Source organism: Nocardia sp. NPDC023852, from assembly GCF_040639505.1.
Lineage (GTDB): Bacteria > Actinomycetota > Actinomycetes > Mycobacteriales > Mycobacteriaceae > Nocardia.
The window spans coordinates 44,119-57,917 of the sequence record NZ_JBFAAB010000026.1 but is presented as its reverse complement, the minus strand read 5'-3'; the positions used below and the strand labels follow the sequence as shown (position 1 = coordinate 57,917).

The 13,799-nt window shown below is 67.7% G+C and carries 12 protein-coding genes and 1 pseudogene; 10 read left to right on the top strand and 3 right to left on the bottom strand.

Going from position 1 to position 13,799, the window contains the following annotated elements; all coding sequences use genetic code 11:
- Positions 1-5 precede the first annotated feature (5 nt).
- A complete protein-coding gene (locus AB0H00_RS26700) occupies positions 6-599 on the bottom strand; it encodes a TetR/AcrR family transcriptional regulator (RefSeq protein ID WP_357271549.1) in 594 nt (197 codons plus the stop codon).
- A 93-nt stretch (positions 600-692) separates the two neighbouring features.
- Here AB0H00_RS26700 and AB0H00_RS26695 point away from each other — a divergent pair, with 93 nt between their 5' ends.
- The 9 genes and pseudogenes from AB0H00_RS26695 to AB0H00_RS26655 all read left to right on the top strand — a co-directional run bounded on the left by AB0H00_RS26695 (position 693) and on the right by AB0H00_RS26655 (position 11,182).
- Positions 693-2,318 (top strand): carboxyl transferase domain-containing protein, encoded by a 1,626-nt coding sequence (locus AB0H00_RS26695; protein WP_357271546.1) that lies wholly within the window; start codon positions 693-695, stop codon positions 2,316-2,318.
- 5 nt (positions 2,319-2,323) lie between these two features.
- Positions 2,324-4,375, top strand: coding sequence for an acetyl/propionyl/methylcrotonyl-CoA carboxylase subunit alpha (locus AB0H00_RS26690; protein WP_357271543.1), 2,052 nt, complete (start codon positions 2,324-2,326; stop codon positions 4,373-4,375).
- Positions 4,372-5,529 (top strand): annotated as a pseudogene (locus AB0H00_RS26685) (acyl-CoA dehydrogenase family protein); the annotation flags it as partial. The gene AB0H00_RS26690 and the pseudogene AB0H00_RS26685, both read left to right, overlap by 4 nt.
- Before the next feature lie 74 nt (positions 5,530-5,603).
- Positions 5,604-6,161: a MaoC family dehydratase gene (locus AB0H00_RS26680; RefSeq protein ID WP_357271540.1), complete on the top strand. Its 558-nt coding sequence runs from the start codon at positions 5,604-5,606 to the stop codon at positions 6,159-6,161.
- Complete coding sequence (locus tag AB0H00_RS26675) at positions 6,158-6,970, top strand: CoA ester lyase (protein WP_357271537.1); 813 nt, start codon at positions 6,158-6,160, stop codon at positions 6,968-6,970. The genes AB0H00_RS26680 and AB0H00_RS26675 overlap by 4 nt, the downstream gene beginning before the upstream one ends.
- Positions 6,971-7,001: 31 nt before the next feature.
- The gene (locus AB0H00_RS26670; protein WP_357271535.1) at positions 7,002-8,951 is read left to right on the top strand and encodes an acetoacetate--CoA ligase; all 1,950 of its coding nucleotides are present in this window, start codon (positions 7,002-7,004) and stop codon (positions 8,949-8,951) included.
- 54 nt (positions 8,952-9,005) lie between these two features.
- Positions 9,006-9,260 carry a type II toxin-antitoxin system prevent-host-death family antitoxin gene (locus tag AB0H00_RS26665; RefSeq protein ID WP_357271533.1) on the top strand — a complete coding sequence of 85 codons (255 nt, stop codon included), beginning with the start codon at positions 9,006-9,008 and terminating at the stop codon, positions 9,258-9,260.
- Complete coding sequence (locus AB0H00_RS26660; RefSeq protein WP_357271531.1) at positions 9,257-9,703, top strand: type II toxin-antitoxin system VapC family toxin; 447 nt, start codon at positions 9,257-9,259, stop codon at positions 9,701-9,703. Before AB0H00_RS26665 ends, AB0H00_RS26660 begins: the two co-directional genes overlap by 4 nt.
- A 234-nt stretch (positions 9,704-9,937) precedes the next feature.
- Positions 9,938-11,182: a TetR family transcriptional regulator gene (locus AB0H00_RS26655; protein ID WP_357271529.1), complete on the top strand. Its 1,245-nt coding sequence runs from the start codon at positions 9,938-9,940 to the stop codon at positions 11,180-11,182.
- A 37-nt stretch (positions 11,183-11,219) separates the two neighbouring features.
- On the opposite strand, the gene AB0H00_RS26650 is transcribed toward AB0H00_RS26655, so the two are convergent.
- Positions 11,220-11,558 carry a hypothetical protein gene (locus AB0H00_RS26650; RefSeq protein WP_357271527.1) on the bottom strand — a complete coding sequence of 113 codons (339 nt, stop codon included), beginning with the start codon at positions 11,556-11,558 and terminating at the stop codon, positions 11,220-11,222.
- Positions 11,559-11,717: 159 nt separating this feature from the next.
- Positions 11,718-12,236, bottom strand: a complete 519-nt coding sequence (locus AB0H00_RS26645; RefSeq protein WP_357271525.1) for a hypothetical protein — start codon at positions 12,234-12,236, stop codon at positions 11,718-11,720.
- A 531-nt stretch (positions 12,237-12,767) separates the two neighbouring features.
- Between AB0H00_RS26645 and AB0H00_RS26640 the strand changes: the two genes are divergently transcribed.
- On the top strand, positions 12,768-13,640 hold the full coding sequence (locus AB0H00_RS26640) for an aldo/keto reductase (protein ID WP_357271523.1): 873 nt from the start codon (positions 12,768-12,770) through the stop codon (positions 13,638-13,640).
- The last annotated feature ends 159 nt before the right edge of the window (positions 13,641-13,799 follow it).

Sequence of the window (13,799 nt, the reverse complement as noted above, 5' to 3'; positions counted from 1 at the left end):
CGCGCTCATCCGAGGGCGGCCAGCGCCATGCTGCGCAGCACCGGGCGAGCACGGACGGCGTTCGCCATTGTCGCGCTGTGCGGTGTGGAGTTGATCAGGCCGAAGGCGGCGTGGGCCTGCACCCGCGCCGTCTCCTCGGGTAGGTCTTGGTGCAGCTCGCGCAATACCGCGACCCAGATCTCCACGTACTGTCGCTGGGTGCGGCGAATCTCGCGGCGGGCGGAGGCAGGCACATTGTCCAGGTCGCGGTCCTGGATGCGGATCAGCTCCGGCTCGCCGAGCGCGAAGTCCAGGTGGTGGTCGACCAGCCCGGCCAACGCGTCCCCCGCGGATTCGGTCGCCGCGACCACCGCCTTACCGCCGGCGAGCAGCCGCTGACTGACCCCGACGAGCAGTTCGATCAGCAGCGCCTCCTTGTTCGGGAAGTGCCGATAGACGGCCGGGCCGCTGATTCCGACGGCGGCGCCGAGGTCGTCGAGGCGCATGCCGAAGAAGCCGCGGTCGGCGATGAGCCGGGCTCCTGCCTCCAGCAATTGCGCACGGCGCTGCGCTTTCAACTGCTCGCGACGAGTGAGCGCAATAGGGTCGGCGCTGGTCACATGCGCTCCTTTCGCCCGATCTGGACATCTCAGTTAATCAAGACTAACCTGAATTCCAGTTATCGGCGACTAACTGGATGGCAGGATGGTGTGATGACCGTTACCGAAGAGGCCGCCGAGCTCCGCGCCGCGCACGCGGCACTGGCCGACGACCTGCGCGCCCGGCTGGCCGCAGCGGCGCTCGGTGGGCCCGCGAAGGCGCGCGATCGCCACGTCGCACGGGGCAAGCTGCTGCCCAGGCAGCGGGTCGACCAACTGCTCGACCCGGGCAGCCCGTTCCTCGAACTCTCCCCGCTGGCCGCGACCGGGATGTACGGCGACGAGTCCCCGGGCGCCGGGATCATCACCGGGATCGGGCGAGTGTCCGGCCGCGAATGCGTGATCGTGGCCAACGACGCCACGGTCAAGGGCGGCACCTACTACCCCATGACGGTGAAGAAGCATCTGCGCGCGCAGGAGATCGCGCTACAGAACCGGCTGCCCTGCCTGTACCTGGTCGATTCCGGGGGAGCGTATCTGCCGCGCCAAGACGAGGTGTTCCCCGACCGGGAGCATTTCGGGCGCATTTTCTACAACCAGGCGACCATGAGCGCCACAGGGATTCCGCAGATCGCCGCGGTGCTCGGCTCGTGCACCGCCGGTGGCGCCTACGTGCCCGCGATGAGCGACGAGGCCGTGATCGTGCGCAACCAGGGCACCATCTTCCTCGGTGGCCCGCCGCTGGTGAAGGCGGCGACCGGCGAGGTGGTCACCGCCGAGGAGCTGGGCGGCGGCGAATTGCACTCGCGTACATCGGGTGTCACCGACCACCTGGCCGAGGACGATCAGGATGCGCTGCGCATCGTGCGCCGTATCGTGGCCACGCTCGGGCCGCGCCCGCCGAGTCCATGGGAGGTGCTGCCCACCGCCCCGCCCGCCGCGCCGGAATCCGAGCTGTACGACATCGTTCCGGTCGATTTGCGCACACCCTATGACGTGCGCGAGGTCATCCTCCGCCTGGTCGACGGAAGTGGTGACGCCGAGAGCGGTTTCCACGAGTTCAAGGCCGAATACGGCAAGACTCTGGTCACCGGCTTCGCGCGCATCCACGGGCATCCCGTGGGCATCGTCGCCAACAACGGCGTGCTGTTCAGCGAATCTGCCATGAAAGGCGCGCATTTCATCGAGCTGTGCGACAAGCGAAAAATCCCGCTGCTGTTCCTGCAGAACATCACCGGGTTCATGGTCGGCCGCGACTACGAAGCGGGCGGCATCGCGAAGCACGGCGCCAAGATGGTCACCGCAGTGGCCTGCGCGCGGGTACCGAAGCTGACCGTGGTGATCGGCGGTTCCTACGGCGCGGGCAATTACTCGATGTGCGGGCGCGCGTATTCGCCGCGGTTCCTGTGGATGTGGCCCAACGCCAGAATCTCGGTGATGGGCGGCGAGCAGGCGGCCTCGGTGCTGTCGACGGTGCGCGGTGATCGGCTCGACAGCAGCGGACAGCCCTGGTCCCGCCCGGGTGGGGGTAGGGAGAAATCAGACGCCGACGCGGAGGCGTTCAAGGCGCAGATCCGGGAGCAGTACGAGAGCCAGGGCAACCCCTACTACTCGACCGCCCGCCTCTGGGACGACGGTGTGATCGACCCCGCTGACACCAGAACCGTACTCGGACTTGCCCTTTCGGTGTGTGCGCAGGCGCCGCTCGAACCCGTTTCCTACGGCGTATTCCGGATGTGATCGCGATGCTGAACAACTCCGTTCCGGTCGAATTCGACACCGTGCTCGTCGCCAACCGCGGCGAGATCGCGGTACGCGTGATCCGCACGCTGCATGCCATGGGTATTCGTTCGGTGGCCGTCTACAGCGACGCCGACACCGACGCCAGACACGTCCATGAGGCCGACACCGCGGTGCGCTTGGGCCCCGCGCCCGCCAGAGCGAGCTACCTCGCCATCGACAAGGTGGTCGCGGCCGCCACACGGACCGGTGCGCAGGCGGTGCATCCCGGCTACGGATTCCTCTCCGAGAACGCCGCTTTCGCCGCCGCGCTGGCCGAGGCGGGCATCGTCTTCCTCGGCCCGCCCACGCGGGCGATCGAGGTGATGGGCGACAAGATCGCCGCGAAGAACACCGTCGCCTCGTTCGGTGTCCCCGTGGTGCCCGGCATCGCGAAGCCAGGGCTGACCGACGACGAGCTGATCGCCGCGGCCACGGAAGTCGGATATCCGGTGCTGGTCAAGCCCTCCGCCGGCGGCGGAGGCAAAGGCATGCGCCGGGTGGACGGCCCGGAACGGCTGCCGGACGCGCTGGTCAGCGCACGGCGCGAGGCCGCGGCAGCGTTCGGTGACGACACGCTGTTTCTGGAGCGCTTCGTCACCCGACCCCGGCACATCGAGGTGCAGATCCTCGCCGACCAGTTCGGCAACGTCCTGCACCTGGGCGAGCGCGAATGCAGCCTGCAGCGCCGCCACCAGAAGGTGATCGAGGAGGCCCCCTCGCCACTGCTCGACGCCGACACCAGAGCCAGGATCGGCGCCGCCGCCTGCAACACCGCGCGCAGCGTGGACTACGTTGGCGCGGGCACCGTAGAGTTCATCGTTTCCGCCGACCGGCCCGACGAGTTCTTCTTCATGGAGATGAACACCCGCCTGCAGGTCGAGCACCCGGTGACCGAGCTGGTCACCGGCGTCGACCTGGTGGAATGCCAGATCCGCGTGGCGGCCGGGCAGAAGCTCGCGGTGGCGCAGGACGACATTCGCATGGTCGGCCACGCGATCGAGGCCAGGGTCTACGCCGAGGATCCAGGACGCGGATTCCTGCCCACCGGCGGCACGGTGCTCGACCTGGCCGAGCCGGAAGGCCGAGGTGTGCGGGTCGATTCGGGCCTGCGGGTCGGCACGCTGGTCGGCAGCGACTACGACCCGATGCTGTCCAAGGTCATCGCGCACGCCGGAGACCGGACCGCCGCGCTCGCGAAACTCGATCGGGCGCTGGCCGATACGGTGTTGCTCGGGGTGACCAGCAACCTCGAGTTCCTGCGGTTTCTGCTGGCCGACCCCGACGTCGCCGAAGGACGGCTGGACACCGGCCTGCTGGACCGGCGGGTGGCCGACTTCCATCCCATCGCCGTCGGCGACGACGAGTTCGTCGCCGCCGCCACTTGTCACTGGCTGCGGCGCTGGCCCAGAACGCAGGGCAATCCCTGGGACGTCCCTTCCGGGTGGCGGATCGGGGCCGCCGCGCCTACGCCGATCCGGCTCGCGGGTGGCGATCGGGTCGAGCACGTCTATCTGTCCGGCACGCCCGATAACGGAACGGTTCGCATCGGCGACGGCGAAATATCGTCGCTCACCGCGACCTTCACCGGACGCACCGAGTCGTACACCGGTGTGCTCACACTCACCAGGCATGGCCTGCGGCGCGAATATCGCGTCGCGGAGCAGGACGGCCACCTCTGGGTGGCCGGACCGTCCGGCGTCGCCGTGCTGCGCGAGGTCGCCGAGGTCGATGTGCGCGGCGGGGACGAACACGTGGGCGACGCCGAGATCCGCAGCCCGATGCCCGGTTCGGTGATCGCGGTGCCGGTCGCCGCGGGCGCCACCGTCGCCGCAGGCGCTCCTGTGGTCATCGTGGAGGCGATGAAGATGGAGCACTCGCTCACCGCGCCAGTCACCGGAACCGTCGAACTGCTGGTCGAGCCCGGCGCCCAAGTGCGCCTCGACCAGGTGCTGGCGCGGGTCATCGGCGCGCACGCCGAACCGCAATCCGCCGAGCACAAAGGAATCCCCCTATGACCGACTTCCTGTCCACCGGCACGCTGCCGCAGGAGTACCGCGATCTCGCACTGACAGTGCGCGACTTCGCGCGGTCGGTGGTCGCTCCCGTGGCCGCCGAGCACGACGCGAATCACACCTTCCCCTACGAGGTGGTCGCGGGGATGGCCGAGATGGGGCTGTTCGGCCTGCCGTTCCCCGAGGAGTACGGCGGTATGGGCGGCGACTACTTCGCGCTGTGCCTCGCACTGGAGGAACTGGGCAAGGTCGATCAGAGCGTCGCCATCACCCTGGAGGCGGGCGTCTCCCTCGGCGCCATGCCGATCTACCGGTTCGGCAACGACAAGCAGAAACAGGAATGGCTGCCGCGGCTGACCAGCGGCCGCACCCTTGCCGCGTTCGGGCTCACCGAGTCGGGCGCGGGCAGCGACGCGGGCGGCACCAGGACCACGGCGGTCGCCGACAGCGGCGAGTGGATCATCAACGGCAGCAAGCAGTTCATCACCAATTCCGGCACCGACATCACCGAGCTCGTCACGGTGACCGCGGTGACCGGGCAGTCCGGCGGCAAGAAAGAGATCTCCACCATCCTGGTGCCCGCCGATACTCCCGGCTTCGTCGCCGAGCCCGCGTACAACAAGGTCGGTTGGAACGCGTCGGACACCCATCCGCTCAGCTTCACCGACGTGCGCGTGCCCGAGGAGAATCTCCTCGGCGAGCGCGGCCGCGGCTACGCCAACTTCCTGCGCATCCTGGATGAGGGGCGCATCGCCATCGCCGCACTCTCGGTCGGCGCCGCGCAAGGCTGTGTGGACGAGAGCGTGCGCTACGCCAAGGAGCGCGAGGCGTTCGGCCAGGTGATCGGCCGCAACCAAGCGATTGCCTTCAAGATCGCCAGGATGGAAGCGCGGGCCCACGCCGCCCGCACGGCCTACTATGACGCCGCGGCGCTGATGCTGGCAGGCAAGCCGTTCAAGAAGCAGGCGTCCATCGCCAAACTGGTGGCCAGCGAGGCCGCGATGGACAATTCTCGCGACGCCACGCAGATCTTCGGCGGGTATGGCTTCATGAACGAATACGCGGTCGCCAGGCACTATCGGGACAGCAAGATCCTGGAAATCGGCGAGGGCACAACGGAGGTGCAGTTGATGCTGATCGGGCGGGAGCTCGGCCTGAGCGAGCAGCGCCCGGAGGAGGTAGCGGAGCGTAACCACGCAGGGCGCCCGCCCAGGCCGAAAGGACGCGGCCTGTGACGCAGCGGCGCGCGGTGGTGCAGCGCGGGCTGTGGTTCGAGGAGTTCGACACGGCGGTGGTCTACGAGCACCGGCCCGGGCGCACCATCACCGAGGCGGACAACGTCCTGTTCACCACGCTGACCATGAACACGCAGGCGCTGCATCTGGACGCTGCGTTCAGCGAGCAGCTGCCCCCGTTCAACCAGCGGCTGGTGAACTCGATGTTCACGCTGTCCACCCTGGTCGGGCTGTCCGTCGCGCAGCTCACCCAGGGCACCATCGTCGCCAACCTCGGCTTCTCCGAGATCGCGTTCCCCAAGCCGCTGTTCCACGGCGACACCATGTACGCCGAAACCGTGGTCACCGACAAGCGCGAATCGAAGAACCGCCCCGGCGAGGGCATCGTCACGTTCGCGCACACGGCACGCAACCAGCACGGCGACATCGTGGCCACCGCGGTCCGCAAGACGCTGGTCCGCAAGGCCCCGGAGCCCGGCAGGAGCGGCCGGCCCGGAGGCGGCAGCCCGCGCGACCACGAAGGGCCCGGGTCTGCCGAAGGAGATACAGCATGAGCTGGCAGATGGCCGGTCCAGCCTGGTTGTTCTGCCCGGCCGATCGCCCGGAACGGTATACGAAAGCCGCTGCGGCAGCCGACGTGGTGATCCTCGACCTGGAGGACGGCGTCGCCGCCGGTGACAAGTTCGCGGCGCGCACAGCACTCATCGAGACGCCGCTGGATCCCGAGACCACGGTGGTGCGCGTCAACGCGGCGGCCACCGCGGAGCATGCGCTCGATCTCGCGGCGCTGGCCGAGACCGGCTACCGCCGGATCATGCTGCCGAAATGTGAATCCACCGACCAGATCACGGCGCTGCCCGACCACGAGGTGATCGCGCTGATCGAGTCGCCGCTCGGCGCGCTCGAGGTCGGACGCGCTGTGCTGGCCCGCAACGCGATCGGCGTGATGTGGGGCGCCGAGGATCTGATCGCCGGGCTCGGCGGCAACGCCAGCAGGCACGCGGATGGCAGCTACCGGGACGTGGTCCGCCACGTCCGGGCCACGACGTTGCTGGCCGCCAAAGCGTACGGGAAGTTCGCGCTGGACTCGGTATATCTGGACATCCGCGATCTGGACGGCCTGCGGGCCGAGGCGCTGGACGCGATCGCGATCGGCTTCGACGCCAAGGTCGCGATCCATCCGAGCCAGGTTCCGGTGCTGCGGGCGGCATACGCGCCGTCCGAGGACGAGATCGCCTGGGCTCAGCGGGTACTCGACGAGGTGCCGAAGCATCGCGGGGTATTCGCCTTCGAGGGCAGGATGGTCGATGCCCCCGTGCTGCGGCATGCCGAGCAGATCGTGCGGCGCGCCGACCGCGACTGACCACTGAGTTCGTACAGCCAGGAGGACTGCGATGCAACCACAATGGGTGCCGACCGAACGCGACATCGCGGAGGCGAGGATCACCGACTTCGCGGCGTTCGTCGCGAAGCGCACCGGGGTGCGGGCGCCGGACTACGCCGCGCTGTGGCAGTGGTCGGTAGCGGATCCGGCCGGGTTCTGGCGGGCACTGTGGGACTATTTCGAGCTCGGTGAGGTTGCTGGCGAAGTACTGGCGAACGCGGAAATGCCCGGCGCGCAATGGTTCCCCGGCACCCGGCTGAATTACGTGGACCAGGTGATCCGCCAGCTGAATACCGACCGGCCCGCGATCAAGGCGGTCAGCGAGGACGGTCCGATTCGCGAAGTGTCCTGGGCCGAATTGATCGACAGCACCGCCACCTTCGCCCGCACCCTGCGCTCCCTCGGCGTGCGACCCGGCGACCGGGTGGCCGGATACCTGCCGAATATTCCCGAGGCGGTCATCGCGTTTCTGGCCACCGCGAGCATCGGTGCCGTCTGGAGCGCCTGCGGGCAGGACTATTCGGCGAAGGCGGCGCTGGATCGGCTCGGTCAGCTCGAACCGACCGTCCTGGTCACCGCCGACGGCTATCGCTTCGGCGGCAAGGCGCACGACAAACGTCCCGACGTCGCCGCGCTACAGGCCGGGCTCGGCACGCTACAGGCCACCGTCGCGGTCACCCAGCTGGGGCTGGACGTGCCGGACACGATGCCGTGGCACGACGCGATCGACAACACCGAGGCAATGCCCGCGGTGATCACCACGGAGTCGGTCGATTTCGACCACCCGCTGTGGGTCGTGTTCTCCTCCGGCACGACCGGACTGCCCAAGGGAATCGTGCACGGGCACGGCGGCGTGGTGCTCGAACACCTCAAAGCCGCTGCCCTGCAATCCGACCTCGGCCAGGAGGACACGTTCTTCTGGTACACCAGCCCGAGCTGGATGATGTGGAACTTCCAGATCGCGGGCCTGCTGGTCGGGGCGACCATCGTCTGCTACGACGGCAGCCCTACCTATCCGACGCCGGACGCGTTGTGGCGCATCACCTCCGAGGTCGGCGCCACCGTGCTCGGCACAAGCCCCGGCTACGTGCTCGCCTGCATCAAAGCAGGCTCCGTGCCGCGCGCCGATCACGACCTGTCCACACTCCGCATGGTCGGCATCACCGGCGCGTCGCTGCCTACCTCCTCGGCGCTGTGGCTCGGCGCCAACGTCGGCGACCACGTCCAGGTGTCCTCGATCAGCGGCGGCACCGACGTGGTGTCCGCGTTCATCGGCGGCGCGCGCACCGTACCGGTGTGGCCTGGCGAGCTGTCGGCGCCGTACCTCGGCGTCGCGCTGGACGCCTTCGACGCCGCGGGGCAGCCGGTGCGCGGCGAGGTCGGCGAACTCGTCATCACCGCACCGATGCCGTCCATGCCGGTGTGCTTCTGGCGCGACGACGACGGAAAGCGCTATCACGACGCGTATTTCGACACCTATCCCGGCGTATGGCGGCACGGCGACTGGATCACCATCACCGACCGGCACAGCGTGATCGTGCACGGCCGCTCCGACTCCACGCTCAATCGGCACGGCATCCGGATGGGCAGCGCGGACATCTACCAGGCCGTCGAGCGGCTGCCCGAAATCGCCGAAGCCCTGGTGATCGGCGCCGAGCAACCCGACGGCGAGTATTGGATGCCGCTGTTCGTGGTCCTCGCGCCCGGCACCGAGCTGACCGACGAACTGACATCGCGGATCAACGACACCATCCGTACCGAGGTGTCGCCGCGCCACGTCCCGGACGAGATCATCCTCGCCCCCGGCATCCCACACACCCGCACCGGTAAAAAGCTGGAGGTGCCGATCAAGAAGCTCTTCCAGGGCGCCGATCCAGCTCGGGTCGTCGAACCCAGCGCGGTCGACAACCCGGACCTGCTCGACTGGTACGCGGCCCAGCGGCCACGCCCTGCAGGGTGAGAATTGTGGCTATAATTTAATACGAATATATGGCGACAAGAGGAGGCTTCTGCCATGGACGTCGGAATTCGAGAGCTACGAGATAGCCTCAGTCGACACTTGGCGGAGGTTCGATCAGGACATACGGTGACGGTTACCGATCATGGGCAACCGATCGCCCGCATCGTTCCGGTCGGCCGCCTCACACGGCTGGAACAGCTCCGCAGCGAAGGACGCATTCAACCTGCGCGCAAAAAGAAGCAGCCAGCCCCTGAACCGATCCATGGGAACGGCATCGTCAGTGAGCTCATCGATGAGCAGCGCCGGTGATCGGGTATCTCGATACCTCCGCTTTTGTTCCGTTACTGGTCGGCGAGCCGACCAGTCAAGCCTGCCGCCGCTTTTGGGATGATGCCGACGCAGTGGTGTCGAACAGACTCCTCTACGTGGAGACCGCAGCAGCGCTCGCGCAGGCTCATCGGCTAAGGCGCCTCGATGACCTGGCCTATTCAGGTTGCCGGCGCCTACTGGACCAGCTCTGGCCGCAAGTTGAGGTAATCGAGATCGACGAGGCATTGATGCTGCGCGCGGCCGAGCTGGCTGATGGTTGTGCACTGCGAGGATATGACGCCATCCATTGCTCCTCCGCTGAACAACTCGACGACCCGGATCTCGTCGCGGGGTCAGGCGACAAGCGTCTACTGGATGCGTGGCGGACGCTAGGAGTGGCAACGTTCGACACGAACAATCCAGAGGATGCGATCGAGGCCTGACCCAGACATGGGGTTGTCTGGCCACGGCGGCGATATGGTCGAAGTCGGCGTCGTAGTGCACCAGCACCGCTCCATGGAACTCGGCGACCGCAGCAGTCATCAGATCCACGATCCCCGCGGCTCGGTAGTGGCCCTTGCGCGCCGGCGTTGGATCATCGGGCGCCCGGCTTGGTGCGGCCGCATGCAGTACCATCGCGCGGCGTCCGGTCCGGTGAGTGTCGTTACCATGGCCGCATGAGTGTCGACAATCGCCGTATGGCGCGGAGGGCGGGCAGCGGCGATTCGGCACCTCGGGAGATCCGGCGCAGGCCGAAGAATCGGCGGGCCCAGATCGCTGCTGCGTCGGCCGCCGCGTTCGGCGCACTCGGCTACCACGGTGTGAGCATGGAGGACATCGCATCTGGGCTCGGCATCAGCTCCGCGGCGCTCTACCGCCATTATCCGAGCAAGTACGCGCTGTTCCGAGAGGAATTGCTGCGTGTGGGCCGGGCCATGACCGCATCGGTCCAGCTGCCGGAAGAGGCAGCCGGCCGGTCGGCCGAGCAGCGGCTGCGACACATACTCGACGCGCTCATCGCGATCACGATCGAGAACCGTCCCACGGTCACCCTGGTGCGCTGGGAGGGCCGATACCTCGAACCCGACGACCAGATCACGCTCAACGAGGAGCAGGCGACAGTCCTCGGCGCGCTCGGCGCCCAGCTGGCCGCACTGCGCCCGGAGCTGACCGACGACGATCATCGAGTGCTGCGCGCCGCGCTACTCAGCACGATCACCAGCATCGCCGACCACCACGCCAACCTACCCGTGAAAGCGCTTGCCCGTCTGTTGAGTTCGGCGTGCTGGTCGATCGTGCACGCCGACCTGCCGGAGGAGCGGGATGTGGAGCCGGTCGCGGTGGTGGAGATCCCGGACTCGTTCAAACACGAACTCCTGCTGCGCAAAGCGGTGGAGCTGTTCCACGAGCGCGGATACCCGAACGTCAGCGTGGAGGACATCGCTACCGCAGCGGGTTTGTCAGCCGCGTCTGCGGTGTATCGGTTCTACCGCGGCAAAAGCGACCTGCTCGCCGCCGCGTTCCGCCGTGCCGCGGAACGGGTTTCCGGCGCCATCGGGCCCGCGGTCACGGCGGCCGCCAACTCCGAGGACGCGCTCACCACGCTGATCACCCAGTACGTCGCGGGATCGTTCGCCGAACGCGCACTGACCTTCGTGTATTACACGGAGTTTCAACATGTTCCGGCCGAGGAACGTACTGTGCTGCGCAATATCCAGCGGCTCAGCGTCGAGGAGTGGGCCCGGCTGCTGCGCGAGGTGCGTCCCGAACTCACTCCCGCCGAGGCGCGGTTCCTCATCCACGCGGCCTTCACGGTTGTCGTCGATCTGGGCCGCACCTTCGGCAACGCACCGATGGCCGCGCAGGACCGGGTGCGCCTGCTGATGCGGCTGGTCCTCTTCGGCAGCTCCGCGCGATCATAGGCACCACCGCGGCCGACGGCTTGTGCGCGGCCGTTCATCAGTGTTCGCTGCCGATGAAGGTGTCCACCCGCGCGGCGAGCGCGTCCAGTACCTCGACCTGGGAGTCGGGAACCTCGATGTGCATCACCGACCCCGCATCAGTGGTAGCGAAGGTGAAAGCGAAGAACGAGCAGCAGCCCGATTCACGGGCAGCCAGAGCACGGCCGGCGGGTTCGGCGGTAAGCAGCAGATCCAGCCCAGTCCGTGCAGGCCGATGTGTGCGCCGCACGGACTCGGCGAAGAATCGGTCGAACTCCGCGACCCGAACCGGTTGCTCAGCGGTGGGCAGGGTGCACGAGTCCGGCACCCAATCCCCGGAAGCAGGTGTAATCATCATGACGCCACGGTAAGCCTGTACCCCGGTACAGGATGCAACTCCAATCGGCGAAGTCGGTACCACCGCCGCGTGAAAGTCGACCCCTGACGCCGAGGCGAGCGCCCGTTGGGTTGTACCCATGCGGATCGCGAGGTTCTGGGTCGAGGCCGCCAGCGGCCCTCAGTCGGTGGTGAAGACGAACGAGTACCAGTCTCCGGACAGTTTTTCGAACCGTTGGCCGGCACTCCCTACCGGCTCGGTGCCGGGCGAGTAGACCCAACCGTAGACGTTCGAGCCCACGAACCCGTCAGCATCGTAGAAGTAGACACGCCCCTCGGACTCACGTTGAGCCAAGCTGATATCGAGCCCGTCGAGACTCAGGTCCTGGCGGGTGCCAGGCCCATCCTCGCGCAGCATCTCGACCGCGACTTCCTCCATTTCCGGACGTGCGGAGTCGAAGCTCGCGGGCTGCGTGACCGAGCCGGCTACCAGCCCTGCGAGCGCAACCGCCGGTACCGCGGCGACCTTCCAGGACCACCGGTGCTCCCTGCCGACCAGATATAGCGACTTGATCGCCCACACCAGCAGGGAAGCGCCCACCAGAATCCCGCCGCTCAGCATGCCGATGAGCTGATCGGGATCGGTCGAGTTCGTAACGAACGGAGCCCAGTCGAAGTGAACGCACAATAGAACGGCCACACCGAGGACTGCGCTCGTCAGGGCCGCGAAACCCGGCGCGGTGGCGTGGTCCTGTCCACGCTCGGCCTGCGCACCATGCCCGCGTGATGTCTCGATCGGGAGCCTCCTCGTCTCGGCGATCGTTGCCCGGCGCCTGATCCGCGTTCGGCGAGGGCCCGGTTCGGATCTGCTGCGATCATGCCCGGTCGTGCACGCCGCACCGGCATCGGAGGTCGATCTGGGCCAACGCTTCGGCTCGGATGCCCGTGTGCTCGTGGCTTCGGGTCATCCATCTCATGGGTCATCCGTTTCGGCTGCGTGGCGGCGGCGAATGCGCTGCGGTGAACCCGGCCTCGTCGCCCGGCACAGCACAGAAGCCACCCCTGACCATTCCGCCCACGGCGAACACGGACCACGCTATGGGAATCGACGCCACGGGGATCGCGTTCCCGCAAGAGAGCCGGCGCCCGCACCGCGACGATATGCCCGCGCGGGCGCGACGCTCGCAAGCATTGTCGCGCAGTTCCATTACTTCGGAAGGAACCGAATCCCATGAGCACAGACCTCCACGCACGCCCCGCCGAAGCTTCCGGAACCTTCGCCCTCGGCGGCGACCTTCCGGTGCACCGGCTCGGCTACGGCGCGATGCAGCTGACCGGGCCCGGCATCTGGGGCGACCCGAAGGATCCCGACGAGGCGGTGCGGGTGCTGCGCCGCGCCGTCGAACTCGGCGTCGACTTCATCGACACCGCAGACTCCTACGGCCCATTCGTCAGCGAGCAGTTGATCAGGAAGGCGCTGCACCCCTACGCCGACAACCTGGTGATCGCCACCAAAGGCGGACTGACCCGGGGCGGACCCGGGGACTGGCGTCCGGTCGGCAGACCCGAGTACCTGCGCCAGCAGACCGAACTCAGCCTGCGTCACCTCGGCGTCGACCGGATCGACCTCTACCAGCTGCACCGCATCGACCCCCAGGTGCCGCTGGCCGACCAGCTCGGTGAGCTCGTTCTGCTCCAACAGGAAGGCAAGATTCGCCACATCGGCGTCTCGCAGGTAAGCGTCGAGCAGCTGCGCCAGGCACGCGAAATCGCCACCATCGTGTCGGTGCAGAACCTGTACAACCTGGCCAACCGCACCGACGAGGACGTGCTGGACTACGCCGAGCAGGAGAATATCGCCTTCATCCCGTGGTTCCCCATCGCCACCGGTGAACTGGCGAAGCCGGGCGGCCCGCTCGACGCGATCTCCGCCGACCACGGCGCCACGCCCGCGCAGCTGGCGCTGGCCTGGCTGCTGCGCCGCTCGCCGGTGGTGCTGCCGATCCCAGGCACGTCCAGCGTCGCGCACGTCGAGGAGAACACCGAGGCGGCACGGATCACCCTGACCGACAAGGAGTTCGACACACTCTCCGCCGCCGCCTGATCAGCGGCAGTAGCCGTCGGCCGGCTGCCGGGGACGACCCGCCCGGACGCGACCGAGGTCTGGAACGCCGCTTGCACCTACATCGGCCGCACGGTCGACCGAGCGCGCCGAACAGTTCGACTCGACACTCGAAGCCTGTCCATCAGGGCCGCAACAGGC

Excerpts from the sequence above, each read along its gene's own strand:
- AB0H00_RS26670 (WP_357271535.1), top strand. The coding sequence starts at position 7,002 with ATGCAACCACAATGGGTGCCGACCGAACGCGACATCGCGGAGGCGAGG.
- AB0H00_RS26640 (WP_357271523.1), top strand. The coding sequence starts at position 12,768 with ATGAGCACAGACCTCCACGCACGCCCCGCCGAAGCTTCCGGAACCTTC.
- AB0H00_RS26665 (WP_357271533.1), top strand. The coding sequence starts at position 9,006 with ATGGACGTCGGAATTCGAGAGCTACGAGATAGCCTCAGTCGACACTTG.
- AB0H00_RS26690 (WP_357271543.1), top strand. The coding sequence starts at position 2,324 with ATGCTGAACAACTCCGTTCCGGTCGAATTCGACACCGTGCTCGTCGCC.
- AB0H00_RS26695 (WP_357271546.1), top strand. The coding sequence starts at position 693 with ATGACCGTTACCGAAGAGGCCGCCGAGCTCCGCGCCGCGCACGCGGCA.
- AB0H00_RS26655 (WP_357271529.1), top strand. The coding sequence starts at position 9,938 with ATGAGTGTCGACAATCGCCGTATGGCGCGGAGGGCGGGCAGCGGCGAT.
- AB0H00_RS26675 (WP_357271537.1), top strand. The coding sequence starts at position 6,158 with ATGAGCTGGCAGATGGCCGGTCCAGCCTGGTTGTTCTGCCCGGCCGAT.
- AB0H00_RS26650 (WP_357271527.1), bottom strand. The coding sequence starts at position 11,558 with ATGATGATTACACCTGCTTCCGGGGATTGGGTGCCGGACTCGTGCACC.